Genomic DNA, 20,776 nt, shown 5'->3' on the forward strand with positions numbered 1-20,776 from the left:
TTGTAATTGATATTTTTGTTAATTAACAATAATTTTCTTTCTCTGTTATAAATATCTGGAAGATTGCACTAGCTGGGTATAATTTCATAAGTGGCTAATTTAATTGCAAATTCTATAAAAATTTAATTTAATTATCAAATAAAATTTCACTAATACTACTTAGATTTAAAGTAATAATAAAAAAAATATTAATATCAGGTTATTTTGATTTCATTTGATTGCTTGTTAGCTGGTTAAAACATAATTTATTTTTAAAATTAAATATCCTTGCTATGATTCTGAAAAATAGACATATCGAGGTGTTTATTAATGATAATAGAAAAAGAAAAAAAGAATATTAAAAGAAATGAAGAAAGTACTATTTTAATATATAAGCCTTTATTTAATGAAAAAAATAATATTTTTTTAAAAGAACATTCGATGAATGAGGGGCATTATAAAAATAAAATAATACAGTTTTCTTTAAAGAAAGATCAACCTAATAAAGTGGATAAAAAGCCATTCAGGAATTTTATGCATAAAAATAATTTAATTTTAAAAAATTCTTTAATGCCTCAGGTATATGCTTATTCTGTTGCTGATATGCTTAAATATAAGCAGGATATCTTGAAAAGATTGATTGATATAGTGATTGCCTGCCTGGCTTTGCTCATATTATTTCCTGTTTTTATTATAATAGCTTATAAGGTACGGAAAAATTTAGGGTCGCCTGTTTTCTTTTATCAGGAAAGACCGGGTAAAAATGGTCAATTATTTAAAATAATTAAATTTCGGTCTATGCGGGATGCTGTAGATAAAGAGGGTAATCTTTTACCAGATAAATTCCGTATTACTCCATTTGGACAAAGGTTACGTTCTAGCAGTTTAGATGAAATGCCGCAGCTCATTAATGTTCTAAAAGGAGATATGAGTATTGTCGGACCCCGGCCTCAAATGAAAGAGTTTCTTGAACATTATACTGATGAACAAATGAGACGTCATGAAGTAAAGCCAGGTATGACAGGACTTGCTCAGGTAAGTGGACGTAATAATTTGTCTTGGGAAGAAAAATTTGCATTTGACGTAAAATATGTTGAACAGTGTAACGTGTGGCTTGATTTTAAAATCATGTTTAAAACAGCTAAAGTGATGTTGAGTCAGGAGGGAATTAATGCTCCTGATCAGGAAGTTGGTGCTGCAAGATTTTCAGGGAAAAATATACCTGAAACTCCTTTATATACCAAAGAGGTAAAATAATATGATTAAGAAATTGCTTCAGTTATTGCGGGTTTAGGAAGCTATTTTCTAGTCAGAAATGATTACGTACTAGAGAGAATGAATTTCACTATTTGTTTTTAATCCTGTATTTTTTTAAAAAGAGCTTGTTTTATCCAGCTTGGAAACTTTTAATTTGTGTCCGTTGGACAAAAAATAAAAATCTTTAAAAAAGGTCATGACTGATATTTTATTTTTAGAATGTCTGCATATTGAGTCAGTAATTTAGATTTACAGTGCAGAGTTAGATAATCTATTCAGCTTGGTTTGCTTAAACTATCTTGTTCAGTAGCGTTCTGATTACTGAATACAGGCTTGGTTATAATAATATTTGTTATTCAGATAAATATGAAAAGCTTCAAACAGATTTAAATTGAATGATTCTGAATCTGTTTGAAGCAGGATATCTAGGTCAAAGACCTAGTCTTCATTTTTTGAAGCCTTATAGGAATAAGCATAATTATAACCATAGCCATAACCTGCACTGGAGCGCTGGATATCATTCAAGATCACGCCATTTACCTTAACTCCAGCTTGTTCAAAGCGATTGACTGTTAATTCCAGCTCTTTCATCTGAGTCTGTGCATAACGTGCAATCAACAAATTCACACCCGCATGTTGTGAGATGATAATCCCGTCAGTCACTGCAAGAATAGGTGAAGTATCAATCAGGATATGATCATATTGACTGGATAACTGAGTCAGCATTTCCCCAAATAATGGGGTACTGAGTAACTCCGAGGGATTCACCGGGCTTTTACCCCGAGTCAATAGATCTAATCCTGGAATATCTGTGGCTTTGATCACTTCATTTAAAGTAGCCTGTTTATTTAAATACTCGGCTAAACCAGGCTGATGATTTTGATTAAAGTATTTATGGATATAACCGCGACGTAAGTCTGCATCAATTAAAAGCACACGTTTCTGGCTTTGTGCCAAAATTGCAGCCAGGTTGGTCGAGATAAAAGATTTACCCACTTCTGGTGCAGGCCCAGAAATCATCACAATATTGTTCCGTGCATTGCTTAAAGCAAAGTGAATGGCAGTACGCATACTACGCAAACTCTCAATCGCAATATCATCACTGTTTTTAACTGCCAGTATAGGAATATATTTTTTCTTCTTGGCCAGCTTGATATAGCCATTTTGTGCAGGTGAGCGAGGTACCGTCGCATATACCGGCAAATCTAGTTCATTTTCAATTTGACTGGAATCTTTAATGCCCGAACGTAGCATATTGCGTAGCAGTGCCAGCAAGGTTCCCAGGAACCCGCCCAAGAAGATGGATAAAATCAGGATTTGCAGTTTTTTCGGTTTGATTGGTTCTAATGGTTCAACAGCAGTATCGACTACACGTACATTACCAATTTCACCAGCTTTGGCAATTCGTAGCTGCTGATAAGAGTTTAACAGGGCAGTATAGAGCTGCTGTTTCACTTCAACTTCACGGAAAAGTTGCAAGTATCGGCGTTGCAGGTCGGGTAACTGCTTTAAAGTCCCTTCCAGCTCGTTAATTCTTTTGTTGATGGCAGCCAGTTGTGCATTCATCTGCTGCATCACCGGATGTTCATTGGTGTATTTGGCAGAAGCCTCAGCGACTTGCTGTTCGAGCTGAGCTTTCTGGGTTTCCAGGCTAATACTTTGGGTCAGATACAGTTCCGACTCTTTGGTGACATCGACCGTGTTGAATTGCTGACGGAAAGTATTGAATTCTCGCTCAGCTACATCCAGTTGCTGGCGCAATTCAGGTAACTGTTCATCCAGAAACTTAAGCGTTTGGGCCGTTTCTGCAGAACGACGTTCAATATTTTGCTGGCTATAGGCAGCCAGAATGGCATTGAGCACCTCAGTAATATGCTGTTTATCCGTACCCTGATAATTCAGGCCTAATACACCGGTCATTTTGCCTTTTTCTGCAACCGAGTAATTGGCGAGAATTGATTTTACTGCAGCGGGAAGGGATTGCTTTTGAACAAGATAAGGTGCCTTTAACTGGTCCTGGCTATAAATGGCAACTTTCCATTCACCATGTTCGGAATGTAATTGACTGCGCTGATTTAATGGCGCAGAGAATACCACCTGTTCTGTGGCCGGATCAGTTAAAGTGTATTTACCTTGCTGAAAGTCTAGACGTAAATTTTTGTCATGAAAATAAGCCGGTACTTCAAACTGACGGATATCAAAGGATTTACCATTGTCCTTAAACAAAACAGATGTTTTGCTGTATTCGGTCTGATAGTCATGCGGTGATAGTAAACGGTCGGTAAAGCTGTTTTCAGTGCCAGCGATGCGTAGATCGAGGTTTAAGGCTTTAATGGCCGAACCCAGCACCAGACGCGATTTCAGGAGTTCTATTTCTGCCTGAGCCGGCTGCTTTTGCTCTATCATGTTGGATAGATCACCCAATAAGGCAGCAGAAGCCCCTTTATTCTCTTCGACCTGTACCAGCGCATCGACTGAATAGGTGTCCGGGGTGACTCTTAAATACAGCAATGCGCAGATCACGCTTAAGATGACACACAGCGCAATCAGCTTCCACTGGGCAATGAGTGAAAAAAATAATTCTTTTAAGTCTATCGTATCTTCAGTATTGCTATTTTGGCTCATAATCTTGATTTCAAATTTAAATATATTTTTTCCAGTCAGCAATACAGCTCTGTATTAACTGGCAGGTATCATCAAATACAGCTTGGTCATGCTGATAGGGGTCAGCGATATTCCTGGCTTGCCAGTGCCCCAAACGGAAGGTTTTACCTTTGGCAAAAGGCCAGGTCTGTTCCAGATGTTTTTGTTGATTTTGACTCATCACCAGAACCAGATCAGCCTGTTTAATCATCTCGGCATTCAGCTTTCGAGCGACATGCGGGCTCATATCAATGCCCAAACTTTGCATGCACAGACTGGCTTTTTCATCTGCTGCATGTCCTACCATGCCCGCAATACCGGCAGATTCAATCTGTAAATGCGGATACTGTTGTTTTAAAAAGTATTCGGCCATCGGACTGCGGCAAATATTGCCAATACAAACCACTAAAATATGTTTAATCTGCATTATTGTCCCAAACGATCCAGGTTATAGAGTGCATTCGAGAACGGGATCATCTGGTTCACGACACGTTGCCAGCGTGCCAGACCTGAAGCATCAACATAGACAATGTCATTGCTGCGCATCTTGAACTGGTTGGCCAGGCCAAAGTCGGCAATACTACTCAAGTCCATTTGATAAACTTCGGTATGCACAGCATTCGGCTGACTGCGCACGATATAAATTTTGCTGCGGCTGGCGGAGAGTGGATTTAGGCCCAAACTTTCACCTAATACATCACTTAAACTCATCCCCTGATCGCGCAGTGGCAAGGACTGGTTTTTACCAGATTCACCCATGACATAGATTTTTTGATTTTCGCGATTGTTCACATATAAAGTGTCATTTGGCTGGATCAGCAAGTTATGCAGTGAAAAACCTGCTTTTTCCAGTTCTACCGTATTCAGGGTATAGGTCTGTCCCTGACGAACCAAGGTAATGGAAGCATTATTGCCCTGTTGTGCATTGACACCACCGGCCATGCCCAATGCCGTATAGACACTTACCGGCTGATCACTTAAATAAAACTGACCGCCTTTGATGACATTGCCCTGAACGGAGTAGCGCTGACCCTGATAGGACAGAACCCGTACAATGACATCCGGCGTTTTTAAATAACGGGCCAGTTGACTACGCAACTCGCGGTTGACTTGGGTCAGAGATTTGCCTGCAGCCTTGTAGCGGCCAATAATTGGAAACTGGATATAGCCCTGTGAGTCAATCTGATAACCGTTAGCCTGAGCAGACTGGTCACTACTAATGGTCGTGCTAGGCGGGGTCATTTCCGGATAGGCCCATAAATAGATGGACAGGATATCACCCGGACTCAGACTGTAGCTACGATGCGGGGTGCTAAACAAATGGGCGTAGTCTTGTTGAATGTTTTGTACAGCAGGCTGAACGGCCAGCATAGAGTCCTGGGTGAGTTTAATCACATTGACTGAAGTGCCGAGTTCGGTTTGATAAACACCTTCTGCTGGTAGGTCATAAGTTTGCAGACCAGAGGTCACTGCGCAGCCGGTCAAAGTGAGACCGCAAGTCAGTAAAAAAGCCAGTTGAATTTGTCGCACATGAAATCCCGTTTTTAATATTTAATTCGTTAAATCTGCGATATTCTACCTGAGAACTTTGATTTTATTATAACAAAATGTATCTGATTTTAATTGAACAGTGAACAAAGAGAATAAGGCCTGCCTGCCCATCCAAATCTTTTTCTAGAGCATTCCTGCATAAGCTTAGTTAAATATTTTCTTATTTTTTTTGTTTTTTGGTGTTAAATCACAACAGAATTTTCATGTTTTTCTGCTAGTATGCCTGCCGAAAGAAGGATGCCTATCATCATTAATGTGATATTTCAGCATTTTAAGTTATCAATCTAAAGATTGAGATGAGGATATATAAGAGTTTTTTTGACTATTTAGAAATCATTTTACAGTGAAATTTTGTACTCAAACATACTCTTAATTAGTTATAGCATTTTCATGCACAAAGGCGAGTAATAGTGAAAAAGAAAGTATTGCTGGTATTTGGTACAAGACCAGAAGCAATCAAGATGGCACCATTGGCTTTACAATTAAAACAGCAAGAGGATTGTTTTGAAACCAAAGTCTGTGTAACAGGTCAACATAGACAAATGCTCGATCAGGTACTTGAACTTTTTAATCTTAGCCCAGATTTTGATTTGAATCTGATGAAACCTGGCCAAACCTTATCTGATATTACTTCAGGCGTATTAAAAGGTTTAGAGCAAGTTTTTACAGAGTGGATGCCAGATGTGGTACTGGTACATGGCGATACTGCAACGACTTTTGCCGCTTCTTTAGCTGCCTATTATCACAAAATTTCTGTAGGTCATGTAGAAGCAGGATTGCGTACAGGTGATATTTATTCACCTTGGCCGGAAGAAGCAAATCGTAAGTTAACTGGCGCATTAACCACTTATCATTTTGCACCAACACAATCTTCCTATAATAATTTAATTAAAGAAAATATTAACCCTGAAAATATTACCATTACAGGTAACACGGTTATTGACGCGTTATTAACTGTAAAAGAAAAAGTTGAAAATGATCAAGAGATTATTTCTCAATTTGAACAGAAATTTGATTTCTTGGATCCTACTAAAAAACTGATTTTAGTTACAGGACATCGTCGTGAGAACTTTGGTCAAGGCTTTTTAAATATCTGTTCAGCTTTGGCTAACATTGCCAAGCAGCATCCTGAAGTTCAGATCGTATACCCTGTCCATTTAAACCCGAATGTACAAAAACCAGTAAATGATTTGCTCTCTGATATTTCTAATATTCATTTGATTGCACCTCAGGACTATTTGCCTTTTGTGTACTTAATGAACCGCAGTTATTTAATTTTAACCGACTCTGGCGGGATTCAGGAAGAAGCCCCTTCTTTAGGCAAGCCTGTATTGGTGATGCGAGATACCACAGAGCGTCCAGAAGCAGTAGATGCAGGTACGGTAAAACTTGTCGGAACTGATGCGGCACTCATTCAGCAGTCGGTCATCGAACTGTTAGAAAATCCAGATTTATATCAAACCATGGCAGCGGCACACAACCCTTATGGTGATGGCACAGCTTGCCAACAGATTATTCATGCTTTAAACAAATAAATTGAGTAAAAAATGCAAAATTTTAAACATATTTGTGTCATTGGTTTAGGTTATATCGGTTTACCAACAGCAGCAACGTTCGCTGCACATGGTGTAAAGGTTACCGGGGTAGATGTAAATCCGCATGCTGTAGATATGATTAATCAGGGTAAGGTACATATTGTAGAACCTGATCTTGATGCATTGGTGCGTGATGTAGTAGCTCGGCAAAAACTTTCTGCACAGCTTACTCCGGTAGCAGCAGATGCATATATTGTTGCAGTACCAACACCATTTAAAGAAAACTATGAGCCTGATTTAAAATATATTGAAGCAGCTGCCAAGGCAATTGCACCACATTTAAGTCAAGGTAATCTGGTGATTTTGGAATCTACCTCGCCTGTGGGCGCAACAGAGCAAATGGCGGCATGGTTAAGTGAGGCCCGCCCAGATTTAACTTTTCCGCAGCAAGCTGGTGAGCAAGCCGATATTTTAATTGCACACTGCCCTGAACGTGTATTACCCGGTAAAGTATTGCAAGAGCTGATTAGTAATGATCGTATTGTAGGGGGGATGACGCCTCGTTGTTCACAAGCATCAATCGATTTATATAAAGTATTTGTAAAAGGTGACTGTATTGAAACCAATGCACGTACTGCCGAAATGTGCAAACTGACCGAAAACTCGTTCCGTGATGTAAATATTGCGTTTGCTAATGAACTTTCTATTATTTGTGACAAATTAGATATTAATGTTTGGGAGTTGATTAAACTGGCAAATCGTCATCCACGTGTCAATATTTTACAGCCGGGTCCTGGTGTGGGTGGGCATTGTATTGCGGTTGATCCGTGGTTTATCGTTTCGAAAACGCCAGAGCAGGCGCGTTTAATCCGTACTGCGCGTGAAGTCAATGATGCAAAACCAGAATGGGTGATTGATCAGGTTAAAATCAAGATTGCAGAGTTTTTACAGGCGAACTCTGAAAAAACGATTAAAGATGTCACCGTAGCTTGTTATGGTTTGGCATTTAAACCGGATATTGACGACCTTCGTGAAAGCCCAGCTTTGGAAATTACTAAAAAGCTAGCTGAACAAGGTTTGAATATTTTAGCGATTGAGCCGAATGTCAGTGAGTTGCCAAAATTGTTTCCAACAAATGTTAAATTAATTGGTGTTGAAGACAAAGACTCTGCAGATATTCATTTAATATTGGTTGATCATAAGCAATTTAAAGCAAATTATAGAATTGATTCGAAATATATAGTAGATACAAAGGGGATCTTCTAATGAAGATCCTTGTTTTATCACAAGATTATCCTTCTATAGATAAGCCTTATGCTATGTCGTATGTTCATAGTAGAAATATTGAATATTTGAAATTGAATCATGATGTACAAGTGATTAATTTTAGTGTATCCAAAGAATATTCTTTTGAGGGAATTAAAGTTTATCCATTATCTTTTGCTCTTTTAGATCAAGCAGATATTATTTTATCTCATGCACCTAATATTCGTAATCATTTTAAAGTTATTCGCAAATTAAAGAAAAAGAAAATTATCTTTTTTTTCCATGGGCATGAAGTATTAAGAAAATATGGTGATTATCCAGCACCTTATACTTGGAATGAAGATTCGATATTAAAAAAAATATTAGTAAAGTTTTATGATAGTATTAAATTAAAGCTAGTAAGAAAGTATTTATTACAGTTGCAATCAAATAATGAATTAGGTTTAATTTATGTTAGTGAATGGATGAGGAAACAATTTTTAAATAACATAAAATTAAAACCAGAAACAATTGGTAAGGTAGCTGTAATTAGTAATGCTAATAATTATATTTTTATCGATCAAGAATACAACTATGATAAGCAAAACAAAAAGGCTGATTTCATAACTATTAGGCCTTTAGATGATTCTAAATATGCAATTGATTTAGTTGTTAATTTTGCAAAAAACAACCCGGATAAGACATTTCATGTTTATGGAAAAGGAAATTATTTTAATTATAATATTAAGCCTAAAAATATTGAGGTTATAAACTCATTTATTGCACAAAAAGATATTCCTAATCTTTTAAATAAATATAGTTGTGCTTTGATGCCTACTCGTTATGATGCTCAAGGTGTAATGGTTTGCGAGATGGCAACATTTGGAATACCAGTGATTACTTCAGATTTTGAAGTATGTATTGAAATGCTAAATGGTTTCAAAAATGTTGCATATTTAAGTGACAGTGATTTTTCAAAGATAAAGTTTGAGGATATTGAAATCACTAATTGTAAATCTAAAAATCTTAAGTTTAGTGCTGAAAGTTTGGTTGCAGAGGAGCTAGCCTTCTTTGATAAGCTCTAGTTTTATTTGTATTATAGTGATTATATGTTTTGCCTCTATACAGTTTATAGAGGTTAGTTCTTTTCTGGCTAGATACTCTGGAATATTTATTGGTAAAAAAACACTTGCATATGCTTTGCAGAATGCTGTCTTTATGTTAACGCGTTTTTTTACAATGGCTTTGCTTCCTCTATTGGGTTTGTTAATTGATTTTGGGGTAGATAGAACACAATATTTGTATATGGTAAGTGGTGCGTTTATATGTTCAGGTATTTTAGGTCTTACCGTAGTTTATTTTAGATCCTACATAATTTCCGGATTTATTAATGTTTTAGAAAGTGTAAGTTTAGGTAAAAGTCTTTTTACTACATTACTTAAACTCCCTTTTTTTATTATTAAGAATAAAAAAAACATTAAGGTTGCGAAACCAAAATTTTCATATTTAATTAAATCAAAAATTTTTTGGCTTTCAGCTATTGTTTTCGCTGTGTATGCATTATCAGTATTTATGGTTTTTTTTGTGAGCCTCAGTTTTCCAGATTATAGAGCTTCTATTAGCCAATTATCTGGTGTTACAAATGCTTTGGCAACAGTGCTTTTAACATTTGTTATTGAACCTAAGATTTCTCTTGCTATTGATAAAGATAGTAATGAAGATGCATTAAGTATGGTATTTTCTTTAATTTTAGGAAGAATAATTGGAGTTACCTTGTTTTCTCAAATTCTTGTACTAGGGATTTTATTTTTATGATTTTAATCTCTTTTCTAATTATGTTTTCTATTTTTTTTTATGGTTTGTTATTTGAGTATAAGAATAAAAGTCCTTTTTTAGTTTTTTATTTAGGTCTTTTAATTCTAGTGGTATTTCCGAGTTTTCTTAATTCATTGCCGCTAGCTTTTAGAAATTATCCTGATGTAGTATATGTAGAAGCTAATTTATTTTCTGCATTGTATTTATTAGTTTTATGCTTTTTTAGAATGTTACTTACTAGGATTTTTAAGGTAAATAATATTTGGTTGGATTTTGTTCAATATAAGAACTATAATGACTTCTCTGATTTAAATAGAATTTACTTATTTTTTTTATCTTTATGTTTTTTATGCTTTATATTTGGATTAAAACTTTTTTCATTTTCTGCTCTCATGACATTAAATTGGTGGGATTTGGTCAGATCAAATAGTCCCTTAGTAATTTTAGGCACTTATCTATCCTATGTATCATGTGGCATACTAATATCAAGTTATTATTCTAAAAATAAATTTGATAAAATTTTCTCTTATAGTCTTACAATAATATTTTTGTGTTTTTCTGTTTTAGTTTTAAAAACTAGAAGTTATGTTTTGATGTTCCTTGTCCCTATGTTTTTATACTTAATGTATAGTAAGCGTGGTATAGAACTTATTAAACCAATGATATTTTTTCTTGTTACAGTTTTTTTATTTGTTTTTGCAAGAGCAGTTAGACATAGTAACGATTTAAATGATTTTTTGACTGCTGATATAGGTTTAAGTATATTGGATGCGGGACAAGGTGCAGAGTCAACATTTATTGAGGCTTTTTATTATTTCATTTATAATAACAATAATTTTGAAGGATTTGATAAGAATTATACTTTAACTAGAATTTTATTTTTTTGGTTTCCTGATTTTAAGCCTATTGAATTTTCATATTTAATGCATTCTGCATATTTTGGTAGTTCACCAAATGAAGGTTTATCTATGCATCCGACAGTTTTTGGTGATGCATATGCCAATTCTTGGTGGTTGGGTGCATTTATTTATTCATCTTTTTTAGCATTATACATTTCATTATTAGAGTTGATGGTTAGGTTTTTTGATAATTCTAGAAAATATTTTAAGGTAATTGTATTTTCAATAATATCAATTGTCTCATTAATATTTGCTCGCGGCGCAGTTTATAATGCATTTATGTATTCATTCCTACCAATAATGATGTTATTTATTTTGATTTACAGTTTTAATAATATCTTTAAATTAAGGTTTTTAAAGTGAAAATTTTATATTTCCATCAACATTTTTCTACACCCAAAGGTTCAGCAGGCATTCGTTCTTACGCAATGGCACAATCACTCATTCGTAATGGGCATCAGGTAACTATGGTCTGCGGTTCTTTTGGTGCGGGGCAAACGGGGCTCACAGCGCCATTTGATCGTGGTATGCGTAGAGGTAATGTAGATGGTATTGATATCATTGAATTTGAATTGCCCTATTCAAATAGTTTGTCTTTCTTAAAACGTATCTTAATTTTTTTAAGCTTTGCATTTAAATCTATTAAAGTTGCTTTTACAGAAAATTATGATGTCTTATTTGCAACCACTACACCTCTGACAGCAGGTATTCCGGGAATTTTTGCTAAATGGTTCCGCAGAAAGCCATTTGTATTTGAAGTTAGAGATTTATGGCCAGAACTGCCAAAAGCAATGGGGGTTATTAAAAATCCGGTTATTCTATGGATGATGTCTGTTCTAGAGTGGTTGTCTTATCATTCAGCAGACCGCTTGATTGGTTTATCTCCTGGAATTGTAGAAGGTATTGTAAAACGCGGTATTGATCCACAAAAAGTGGCTTCTATTCCAAATGGTTGCGATCTGGATATATTTGCTCAAGAGCATCAGCCATGGCGTCCAGTAAAGGTAAAAGAAACGGATTTGATGGCAATCTTCACTGGTACCCATGGCTTGGCAAATGGTCTGGATGCTGTAATTGATGTGGCTGTTGAATTGCAGAAAAGGGGTAGAGATGACATAAAATTAGTTCTAGTAGGTGATGGCATGCAGAAGAAGCCCTTAATGGCGCGTGCCCAACAATTGGAATTAACAAATGTAGTTTTTCATGACCCAGTGAATAAAGCTAAATTAGCGGGTTTAATGGCAAATGCGGATCTAGGGCTGCAAATTTTAGCTAATGTACCTGCATTTTATTATGGCACCTCCCCAAATAAGTTCTTCGATTATATTGCAGCAGGCTTACCTGTATTAAATAACTATCCAGGTTGGTTGGCAGAGCTAATTATAGAAAAACATTGTGGTTTTGCTGTGCCACCTGAAAATTCACTAGCTTTTGCAGATGCATTAGAATATGCGGCAGATCATCGTGATGAGCTTGTTGTCATGGGAGAAAATGCACAGAATTTAGCTCGTTCTCAGTTTAACCGTCAGGAACTTTCACAAAAATTTTCTGATTGGGTTGCACAAGGATAAGATTATGCTAAAACGCCTTCTCGATATTATCATCGCTTCCATCGCCCTGATCCTGCTTTCACCACTTTATGCATTTGTTGCTTACAAAGTGAAAAAAAATTTGGGCTCTCCCGTCTTGTTTCGCCAGGTGCGTCCCGGTTTACATGGCAAGCCCTTTGAGATGATCAAGTTCCGCACCATGAAAGATGCTGTGGACGAGCAGGGGAACCCATTGCCGGACAGTGAACGTCTAACGCCTTTTGGTCAAATGCTACGTTCTACCAGTCTGGATGAAATGCCGGAACTGTGGAACGTGATTAAAGGTGATATGAGTATTGTCGGCCCACGCCCACTGTTGATGGAATACCTGCCGCTTTACAGCCCTGAACAGGCCAAACGCCATGATGTACGACCGGGCATGACGGGTCACGCGCAGGTCAATGGCCGCAATGCCATTGGCTGGGAAGAAAAATTCAAGCTGGATACCTGGTACGTCGAAAATCAGTCCATTTGGCTCGACTTCAAAATCATGTTTAAAACGGTACATAAAGTTTTAGCAAAAGATGATATCAGTGCCGAAGGCGAAGCCACCATGACACGCTTTACTGGCTCACAAAACAAGGATGAAACATGATGACAACTTTATATATTGGCATTTATGGTGCAAGTGGTTTTGGTAAAGAAGTTATGCCATTGGTTCGCCAACAATTTCCAACCTTAGCCAAAGATAACTTTGTTTTTATTGATGATGGCCAAGCTGGCACTAGTTTAAATGGCTATGTTGTTTTAAGTTATCACGATTTTCTCGGCAAACCAAATACACATAAGGCTGTGACGATTGCTATCGCAAATAGTCAAGTTCGTGAAAAACTGGTTCAGCGTTTAAATGAAGACCAGATACAGCATCTAGATGTTCAAGCAGGCAATACAGTTATTCTGGATGAGGTGCATATTGGTGAAGGGAGCTTACTTTGTCCTTTCACCTGTCTGACATCCAATATTAAAATTGGAAAATTCTTTCATGCCAATATTTATAGCTATGTTGCTCATGACTGTGTCATTGGCGATTACGTCACCTTTGCTCCTGGGGTGAAATGCAATGGCAATATCCATATTGAAGACCATGCCTATATTGGTACAGGTGCCGTAATCAAACAGGGAACTCCCGACAAACCTCTGGTAATTGGCAAGGGTGCTGTAGTGGGTATGGGCGCTGTAGTGACCAAAAGCGTACCACCGGGCGTAACAGTTGTTGGTAATCCGGCGCGGATTCTAGAGAAAAAATAAGTTTTTAAATTTTAAAAATTCAGGAAACATCATGTTAAACACTGCATTTGAACCATGGCCAAGTTTTACTCAGGAAGAAGCGGATGCGGTTTCCCGGGTTTTATTGTCGAATAAAGTCAATTACTGGACCGGACAGGAATGCCACGAGTTTGAAAAAGAATTTGCCCGGTTCGCAGAAACCCAGTATGCAGTGGCATTGGCCAATGGAACAGTAGCACTTGATGTCGCACTCAAGGCATTAGGTATTGGCGCAGGGGATGATGTGATTGTCACCTCACGTACCTTTCTGGCCTCGGCCAGCTCCATTGTAACAGCTGGGGCAACCCCGGTCTTTGCTGATGTCGAACTGGACTCCCAAAATATCTCCCGCCGTACCATTGAAGCGGTGATCACACCCAATACCAAGGCCATTATCTGTGTACATCTGGCAGGCTGGATGTGCGACATGGACCCGATCATGCAGCTGGCTTCCGATAAAGGCCTGTATGTGATCGAAGACTGTGCACAGGCGCATGGAGCAAAATATAAAGGTAAATCTGCCGGTTCAATCGGCCATGTTGCGGCCTGGTCCTTTTGCCAGGACAAGATTATGACGACAGGCGGTGAAGGCGGCATGGTCACCACCAATGATGAGAATCTGTGGAAAAAGATGTGGTCCTATAAAGACCATGGCAAGAACTTTGACAGCATCTATAACAAGCAGCATCCACCGGGTTTCCGCTGGCTGCATGACTCCTTTGGCACCAACTGGCGCATGATGGAAATGCAGGGTGTGATCGGCCGTATTCAACTGAAAAAGATGTCCGAATGGACAGCACAGCGTAATGCAAATATGGAAAAGATTTATGCGGCATTTGCAGACAGTCCATATTTTATCGTCCATCGTCCATCCGATGATTATGTGCATGCTGCCTATAAATGTTATGTGCAGGTCAATATCGATGCTTTGCCTGAAGGCTGGTCACGTGACCGGATCATGCAGGACATCAGTGCGCAGAATGTGCCTTGTTTCAGTGGCTCCTGTTCAGAAGTTTATCTCGAGCATGCTTTTGATGATACGCCATGGCGTCCGGCACAGCGTTTGAAAAATGCGCAGCAATTGGGTGAAACCAGTCTGATGTTTTTAGTTCATCCTACATTAAGTGATGAAAGTATTAACAAAACAGTCACCGCAATTCAACAAGTTATTAATAGAATAGTTGCTTAAACTTTAAGAATATAAGTGCACCGTGTTCGGTGCATTTAACTTATATAGAATATGTTTTTAAGTTACTCATCGCATTGTGACTTATTAAAAATTTATTAGAATTGAGACAACGCATCCAGTGAAATCGATCATTACGCCTTTCGTAGAATCACCACGAGCCGCCAAACTTGCATTTTTAATTATTCTAGATTTTTGTGCTTTTCCTGTCTTGATCTGGCTATGTTATGCCATTCGCCGATTCGATTTAGGCGCAGAAGTGGTGCCGAATCTGGCCTTTGGTACGCTCTGGGTCAGCGTGATTGCAGTTGCATCACTGTTTATCTGTGGGGTCTATCGCTTTATTGTCCGTACGTATAATGAAGTGTTTATGATTAAAATGGGGCTGGCGACTGCATTGACGGTCGCTGGTCTTTATGCTCTGGCTTATTTTACCCCGGCATTTATTCCGACCTCTATTCCACTCATGTTTGGCTTTATGATGTTTGCCTGGATCTGGTTTAGCCGGGGCATCATCCGTTTTATTATCCGTTCCTATTTGCAGGCTGACGTACAGAAAAAACGCATTGCGATTTATGGCGCGGGTCATGCCGGTCAACAGGTCGCTGCTGCACTATATCGTTCCAATGAGCATTTACCCGTTATGTTTATTGATGACAAGCGCTCCTTGACCGGACAGCAGCTGGGTCGACTCAAAGTCTATGATGCCCAGACTGCCTTAAAGCTCATGAGTAAGCAAAAAATTGATGAAATCCTGATTGCCTTGCCTTCGGTAGGGCGGGTCCGCAAAAGTGAAATCATCAAGTTTTTAGAACCGGCGCATTTAAAAATTACCGAGATTCCGGGGCTGACCAAACTGGTGGATGGTGAAATCCGGATTTCTGATATTCAGGAAGTGGATATTATCGATTTGCTGGGGCGTGATCCGGTGCCGCCAGTGCCGGAGCTGCTGGCCAGAAACATTAAAGATAAAGTGGTGATGGTCACCGGTGCGGGCGGTTCGATTGGTTCAGAACTCTGCCGCCAGATCATTAAAAACCAGCCGGCCAAACTGGTTATTTATGAACTGACTGAATTCGCACTGTATAGTATTGAAAAAGAGTTACGCCTTAGCGCTAGCTGTGAAATTATTCCGATTCTGGGCTCTGTACTGGATGAATCCAAGCTGGAGCGGGTGATTGAACAATATGGCGTACAGACTGTTTACCATGCTGCCGCCTATAAGCATGTCCCACTAGTGGAGTGTAATCCTCTGGCAGGGCTGAAAAACAACGCCGTCGGAACTGCCTTTAGTGTGAATGCAGCAGTAAAAAAAGGCGTCGAAACCTTTGTGTTAATTTCAACTGATAAGGCGGTACGTCCCACCAATGTGATGGGGGCGACCAAGCGTATGGCCGAGCTGTATTGTCAGGCCATGGCCGAAGCCCAGAACCAGACCCAGATCAGTATTGTGCGTTTTGGTAATGTGCTCGGTTCTTCGGGTTCGGTGGTGCCGCTGTTTAAACAGCAGATTGCCAAGGGTGGACCAATTACCGTGACTCATCCGGAAGTGACCCGGTTCTTTATGACCATTCCGGAAGCTTCGCAACTGGTGATTCAGGCCGGTGCTTTGGGTACGGGCGGAGACGTATTCCTGCTGGATATGGGCGAACCGGTACGGATTCAGGATCTGGCACGACAAATGGTTGCGCTGAGCGGACTCAAGGTTCGAGAAGAACAAAATCCAAATGGTGATATTGAAATTCAATATAGCGGATTACGTCCGGGCGAGAAGCTGTATGAAGAACTGTTGATTGACGAAGAAAATACAGAAATTACCGCGCATACACGTATTCTACGTTCTGTCGAAAAACATTATCCATTGGCAGAAATTCTGGCAGTATTTAACCGTATACATGAACTTACCGCGACTCAGGCCGATATTGAATGGGCACTGGCACAACTGGAACATTATGTCGACGGTTATGTACGCGGTAACGAAATTAAAGTGAACTAGGTTTTTATAGATATGATCAAAAAAGCAATTCTCCCTGTGGCGGGTCTAGGTACGCGTTTCTTACCTGCCAGCAAATCCATTCCGAAAGAGATGGTGACTGTCGTGGATCGCCCTGCGATTGAATATGTGGTCCGTGAAGCGGTTGCTGCCGGAATTGAGCAGATTATTCTGGTGACCCATTCTTCCAAGGCTTCGATTGAAAACTATTTTGACCGTAACTTTGAGCTTGAAACCACCCTTGAGCAAAAAAACAAAACCGACCTGCTGAAAGAAATTACGGAGATTCTGCCTGCAGGCGTGAGTGTGATTAGTGTACGCCAGCCACAGCCTCTGGGTCTGGGCCATGCAGTATTGTGTGCCAAAGCAGTGATTGGCGATGATGATTTCGCGGTATTATTGCCGGATGTACTGGTCAAGGATCAGGATCCGGAAAATGATCTGGCACGCATGATTCAGCGTTATGCTCAATCTCGGGCTTCACAAATCATGGTAGAAGCGGTACCTGAACATCTGGTCGACCAGTATGGCATTGTTGAAGTTGCTGCATCACCTGAGGAAGGGGAAAGTATCGTCATGCAGGGAATCGTCGAGAAACCGGCCGTCGGTACTGCACCTTCAAATCTATCTGTGGTCGGACGTTATATTCTGCCGGCAAAAATCATGCAGCTTTTGGAACAGACCCCACGCGGGGCAGGTAATGAAATCCAGCTGACCGATGCGATTGCCATGCTGCAGCAAACCGAAGCTGTAGAAGCCTACCGCATGAAAGGCCAGACCTTTGACTGTGGCAGTAAGTTAGGTTATCTAAAAGCTGTTTTACATTATGGCATCGATCATCCTAAACTCGGTAGCGAGTTTAAAGCATTGATTCAGGAACTTGCTTTATAAGAAAGGAAAATTATGAAAGTCGCAGTATTGGGAAAAACCTTATTTTCCGGAGTCATGTCGGCTCTTTTATCTGAATGTGGTCACCAGGTGGTCTGGTGTAACAGCTTCAATGCAGATGAGTCGGCCCGGCCCTATTTCCAGGATGAATCTCTACAACAATTACTGCAAAAACAGGAAAAATCTGGCTTTTTAAACTGTTGTGATTTTCAACATCTGGATTTTAATCAGGATGTTTTTTTCTTTAGTTTTAATGCGACTGAAGAACAGCAGGCATTTCAGATGCTGGACACCATCCGGCATGCCTGTTTTGCCCATCCCAAACTGATGATTAATGCTTCAACCTTTGGCTTGCATGGCACGCAGCGCTTTCAGCAGTTGCTGCCGAATGATGACTGGATTTATCTGCCAGATATTATTCAGGAAGGGAATGCACTGCGTAGCTTTACTCAGGCCACCCAGCTGATTGTGGGCTGTGATCATGCAGATATCCAGCCTAAAATCAAAGAACTCTTACGCCCATTATTTCCACGCGCGCAGCAGTATCTATTTATGCCGGTGCTGGATGCCGAATTTACCAAGCTGAGTATTTCCGGCATGCTGGCCACCCGGATCAGTTATATGAATGATCTGGCCAGTGTGGCAGAAAAGCTTGGCATTGATATTGAACAGGTACGGCAAGGCATGGCTGCAGATAACCGGATTGGTTCTGCCTATCTGTTCCCTGGCGTTGGTTTTGGTGGAGAGAATTTCTCCCATGATATCCGGACGCTTACTCACGCCGTGGCAGATTCAGGAGTGAAAAACCAGCTGCTGGAACAGGTCTGGGACATTAACGAACAGCAAAAAGAATTACTGTTTCGTAAACTCTGGAACTATTTCCGTGGAGACTTGAAGGGTAAAGTCATTGCGATCTGGGGTGCAGCCTTTAAGGAAAATACCCCAAGTATCCAGCAGTCTCCGGTACATGCCATGCTGACCGCTTTGTGGGCACAAGGCGTGACGGTCAAGCTGCATGATCCTCAGGCAATCGCAAATATTGAAAAGGTCTATGGGCCACGGGAAGACCTGATCCTGTGTAAAGACCAGTATCAGGCCGTGGAAGGGGCGCATGCCTTGTGTCTGATTACGGCATGGAAACAGTATGGCAGTCCGGATTATCCGTATTTGATCAAGTTGATGCAGCATCCCCTGATTCTGGATGGGCGTAATCTGTATGATCCGACGTATGTCAAGATACGTGGTTTTAATTATATTGGGGTAGGACGTTAATGTTGAGCCATTTTAATCCAAATCTCGACACTGAAACTGTGTGTCAGAAACTCGCCTCGAACAAAGAACAGCTTCAGTCTGAGCATTTGCGGGAGCTATTTGCTGCTGACCCGGAGCGCTTTAATCGATATTCTATCCAGTTTGAACAACTGCTGTTTGACTATAGCAAACACAGAATTAATAAAAATGTGCTGCAGGGCCTGATCGAATGGGCGGATGCACAGAACCTCAGATCCTGGATTGGCTCCCTATTTTCCAATCAAAAAATCAACTATACCGAGCAGCGTGCTGCCATGCATTGGGCACTGCGCCTGCCTAAACAGGATCAACAGCATGCTGATCTGGCAGCGGATGTATATGCCCAGCTGGAACGGATGTATGCCCTGGTGGAACAGATTCATGCCGGACAGCGCCGCGGTGCCACCGGGGAGGTAATTCAGGATGTGGTCAATATTGGTGTTGGCGGATCGGACCTAGGACCCTTGATGGTCACGCACGCTTTATCTGATTTTAAATACCAGTCTGCCCAGCCACTCAATGTACATTTTGTTTCGACCATGGATGGCAGTCAGCTGTCCGAGCTGTTGCATCAGCTGCGTCCGGAAACGACACTGTTTATTATTTCCTCCAAATCCTTTGGCACCATTGATACTCTGACCAATGCACAAACGGTACGCTTATGGCTGGAAAAGGCTTTAGGCCAGCATCCCTATATTCTTAAGCATCATTTTATTGGAGTATCGACCAAGCCGGAAAAAATGACCGCGTGGGGTATCGCGCCGGAAAACCAGTTGCTGCTCTGGGACTGGGTTGGCGGGCGTTATTCACTCTGGTCCTGTATCGGACTGCCAATTGCCCTGAGTATCGGGATTGAAGGCTTCAAGCAGCTGCTGGCGGGTGCCTATGCCGTGGACCAGCATTTCCAGTACCAGCCTTTTGAACGCAATATTCCGGTGCTGATGGGACTTTTGGGGGCATGGAATACCAATTTTCTGGATATTCAGACCCATGCAATTCTGCCTTATGACGGCCGGCTGAAATATTTTGCCTCCTATCTGCAACAGCTGGAAATGGAATCAAATGGTAAGTCAATCCAGCGCAATGGCGAAAAAGTCCAGTTCGATACCTGCCCGATCATCTGGGGAGAAGTAGGACCGAATGCCCAGCATGCCTTCTATCAGTTATTGCATCAGGGTACGCAGTCAGTCAGCTGTGATTTTATTGCGCCGGTAGAGCGTTATAACAGCCAGCAATATACCTATGTAGACAGTGCCGAAGCATTGGTAGAACAACATCATTTGGCCTTATCCAACTGTCTGGCGCAATCGCGCTTACTGGCTTTTGGCAATGAAGCCTTAGATCAGACTGAATTGGCGAGCTTGCCGGCCTATAAGCAGTATGAAGGCAATCAGCCGAGCAGTACCCTGTTATTGCAGGAGCTCAATCCATACAGTTTGGGCATGCTAATTGCACTCTATGAACATAAGGTATTTGTCCAGTCGGTGCTGTGGAATATCAATCCGTTTGACCAGTGGGGCGTGGAAAAGGGCAAGGAAATTGCCAACCAGTTATTGCCCATTCTGAATGGTGAGCAGGCTGACTTGAGTGGTCTGGATGGGTCTACCCAAGGCCTTATTAAGGTTCTATTAGGAAAGTAA

The 20,776-nt window shown here is 40.2% G+C and carries 17 protein-coding genes; 14 read left to right on the forward strand and 3 right to left on the reverse strand.

What is annotated here, in order from left to right; genetic code table 11:
- The first annotated feature begins 606 nt into the window (after window positions 1-606).
- Window positions 607-1,236, forward strand: a complete 630-nt coding sequence (locus AY605_RS13470) for a sugar transferase (RefSeq protein ID WP_064096968.1) — start codon at window positions 607-609, stop codon at window positions 1,234-1,236.
- Window positions 1,237-1,674: 438 nt separating this feature from the next.
- On the opposite strand, the gene AY605_RS13475 is transcribed toward AY605_RS13470, so the two are convergent.
- The 3 genes from AY605_RS13475 to AY605_RS13485 are packed head-to-tail and all read right to left on the reverse strand — an operon-like array spanning window position 1,675 to window position 5,409.
- Window positions 1,675-3,861: a polysaccharide biosynthesis tyrosine autokinase gene (locus tag AY605_RS13475; protein ID WP_064096895.1), complete on the reverse strand. Its 2,187-nt coding sequence runs from the start codon at window positions 3,859-3,861 to the stop codon at window positions 1,675-1,677.
- Between the two features lie 16 nt (window positions 3,862-3,877).
- Window positions 3,878-4,306 (reverse strand): low molecular weight protein-tyrosine-phosphatase, encoded by a 429-nt coding sequence (locus AY605_RS13480; protein ID WP_064096896.1) that lies wholly within the window; start codon window positions 4,304-4,306, stop codon window positions 3,878-3,880.
- Window positions 4,306-5,409 carry a polysaccharide biosynthesis/export family protein gene (locus AY605_RS13485; RefSeq protein WP_155857673.1) on the reverse strand — a complete coding sequence of 368 codons (1,104 nt, stop codon included), beginning with the start codon at window positions 5,407-5,409 and terminating at the stop codon, window positions 4,306-4,308. The genes AY605_RS13480 and AY605_RS13485 overlap by 1 nt, the downstream gene beginning before the upstream one ends.
- Window positions 5,410-5,840: 431 nt before the next feature.
- On the opposite strand from AY605_RS13485, the gene wecB reads away from it, so the two are divergent.
- The 13 genes from wecB (at window position 5,841) to pgi (ending at window position 20,776) form a co-directional block, all read left to right on the forward strand.
- On the forward strand, window positions 5,841-6,965 hold the full coding sequence (gene wecB, locus AY605_RS13490) for a non-hydrolyzing UDP-N-acetylglucosamine 2-epimerase (RefSeq protein ID WP_081406383.1): 1,125 nt from the start codon (window positions 5,841-5,843) through the stop codon (window positions 6,963-6,965).
- A 12-nt stretch (window positions 6,966-6,977) separates the two neighbouring features.
- Entirely contained in the window at window positions 6,978-8,231 is a 1,254-nt protein-coding gene (gene wecC, locus AY605_RS13495; protein ID WP_064096898.1) for a UDP-N-acetyl-D-mannosamine dehydrogenase, read from the forward strand.
- Window positions 8,231-9,295, forward strand: coding sequence for a glycosyltransferase (locus tag AY605_RS13500; RefSeq protein WP_064096899.1), 1,065 nt, complete (start codon window positions 8,231-8,233; stop codon window positions 9,293-9,295). The genes wecC and AY605_RS13500 overlap by 1 nt, the downstream gene beginning before the upstream one ends.
- Window positions 9,282-10,025, forward strand: a complete 744-nt coding sequence (locus AY605_RS13505) for a lipid II flippase family protein (RefSeq protein ID WP_064096900.1) — start codon at window positions 9,282-9,284, stop codon at window positions 10,023-10,025. The genes AY605_RS13500 and AY605_RS13505 overlap by 14 nt, the downstream gene beginning before the upstream one ends.
- Complete coding sequence (locus AY605_RS13510) at window positions 10,022-11,287, forward strand: O-antigen polymerase (protein WP_064096901.1); 1,266 nt, start codon at window positions 10,022-10,024, stop codon at window positions 11,285-11,287. The genes AY605_RS13505 and AY605_RS13510 overlap by 4 nt, the downstream gene beginning before the upstream one ends.
- On the forward strand, window positions 11,284-12,495 hold the full coding sequence (locus tag AY605_RS13515) for a glycosyltransferase family 4 protein (protein ID WP_064096902.1): 1,212 nt from the start codon (window positions 11,284-11,286) through the stop codon (window positions 12,493-12,495). The genes AY605_RS13510 and AY605_RS13515 overlap by 4 nt, the downstream gene beginning before the upstream one ends.
- A 4-nt stretch (window positions 12,496-12,499) precedes the next feature.
- Window positions 12,500-13,108 carry a sugar transferase gene (locus tag AY605_RS13520; RefSeq protein ID WP_064096903.1) on the forward strand — a complete coding sequence of 203 codons (609 nt, stop codon included), beginning with the start codon at window positions 12,500-12,502 and terminating at the stop codon, window positions 13,106-13,108.
- Window positions 13,108-13,761 (forward strand): acetyltransferase, encoded by a 654-nt coding sequence (locus tag AY605_RS13525; RefSeq protein ID WP_064096970.1) that lies wholly within the window; start codon window positions 13,108-13,110, stop codon window positions 13,759-13,761. The genes AY605_RS13520 and AY605_RS13525 overlap by 1 nt, the downstream gene beginning before the upstream one ends.
- 31 nt (window positions 13,762-13,792) lie before the next feature.
- Window positions 13,793-14,968 (forward strand): DegT/DnrJ/EryC1/StrS family aminotransferase, encoded by a 1,176-nt coding sequence (locus tag AY605_RS13530; RefSeq protein WP_064096904.1) that lies wholly within the window; start codon window positions 13,793-13,795, stop codon window positions 14,966-14,968.
- A 118-nt stretch (window positions 14,969-15,086) separates the two neighbouring features.
- Window positions 15,087-16,961: a polysaccharide biosynthesis protein gene (locus AY605_RS13535; RefSeq protein WP_064096905.1), complete on the forward strand. Its 1,875-nt coding sequence runs from the start codon at window positions 15,087-15,089 to the stop codon at window positions 16,959-16,961.
- 12 nt (window positions 16,962-16,973) lie between these two features.
- Window positions 16,974-17,849 (forward strand): UTP--glucose-1-phosphate uridylyltransferase GalU, encoded by an 876-nt coding sequence (gene galU, locus AY605_RS13540; RefSeq protein WP_064096906.1) that lies wholly within the window; start codon window positions 16,974-16,976, stop codon window positions 17,847-17,849.
- Window positions 17,850-17,861: 12 nt separating this feature from the next.
- A complete protein-coding gene (locus AY605_RS13545; RefSeq protein ID WP_064096907.1) occupies window positions 17,862-19,118 on the forward strand; it encodes a nucleotide sugar dehydrogenase in 1,257 nt (418 codons plus the stop codon).
- Complete coding sequence (pgi, locus tag AY605_RS13550) at window positions 19,118-20,776, forward strand: glucose-6-phosphate isomerase (protein WP_064096908.1); 1,659 nt, start codon at window positions 19,118-19,120, stop codon at window positions 20,774-20,776. Before AY605_RS13545 ends, pgi begins: the two co-directional genes overlap by 1 nt.

Source organism: Acinetobacter sp. SFD (genome assembly GCF_001647575.1).
In the GTDB taxonomy this organism is placed as follows: domain Bacteria; phylum Pseudomonadota; class Gammaproteobacteria; order Pseudomonadales; family Moraxellaceae; genus Acinetobacter; species Acinetobacter pecorum.

Excerpts from the sequence above, each read along its gene's own strand:
- AY605_RS13475 (WP_064096895.1), bottom strand. The coding sequence starts at position 3,861 with ATGAGCCAAAATAGCAATACTGAAGATACGATAGACTTAAAAGAATTA.
- AY605_RS13480 (WP_064096896.1), bottom strand. The coding sequence starts at position 4,306 with ATGCAGATTAAACATATTTTAGTGGTTTGTATTGGCAATATTTGCCGC.
- wecC (WP_064096898.1), top strand. The coding sequence starts at position 6,978 with ATGCAAAATTTTAAACATATTTGTGTCATTGGTTTAGGTTATATCGGT.
- AY605_RS13500 (WP_064096899.1), top strand. The coding sequence starts at position 8,231 with ATGAAGATCCTTGTTTTATCACAAGATTATCCTTCTATAGATAAGCCT.
- AY605_RS13510 (WP_064096901.1), top strand. The coding sequence starts at position 10,022 with ATGATTTTAATCTCTTTTCTAATTATGTTTTCTATTTTTTTTTATGGT.
- AY605_RS13520 (WP_064096903.1), top strand. The coding sequence starts at position 12,500 with ATGCTAAAACGCCTTCTCGATATTATCATCGCTTCCATCGCCCTGATC.
- AY605_RS13525 (WP_064096970.1), top strand. The coding sequence starts at position 13,108 with ATGACAACTTTATATATTGGCATTTATGGTGCAAGTGGTTTTGGTAAA.
- AY605_RS13530 (WP_064096904.1), top strand. The coding sequence starts at position 13,793 with ATGTTAAACACTGCATTTGAACCATGGCCAAGTTTTACTCAGGAAGAA.
- galU (WP_064096906.1), top strand. The coding sequence starts at position 16,974 with ATGATCAAAAAAGCAATTCTCCCTGTGGCGGGTCTAGGTACGCGTTTC.
- AY605_RS13545 (WP_064096907.1), top strand. The coding sequence starts at position 17,862 with ATGAAAGTCGCAGTATTGGGAAAAACCTTATTTTCCGGAGTCATGTCG.
- pgi (WP_064096908.1), top strand. The coding sequence starts at position 19,118 with ATGTTGAGCCATTTTAATCCAAATCTCGACACTGAAACTGTGTGTCAG.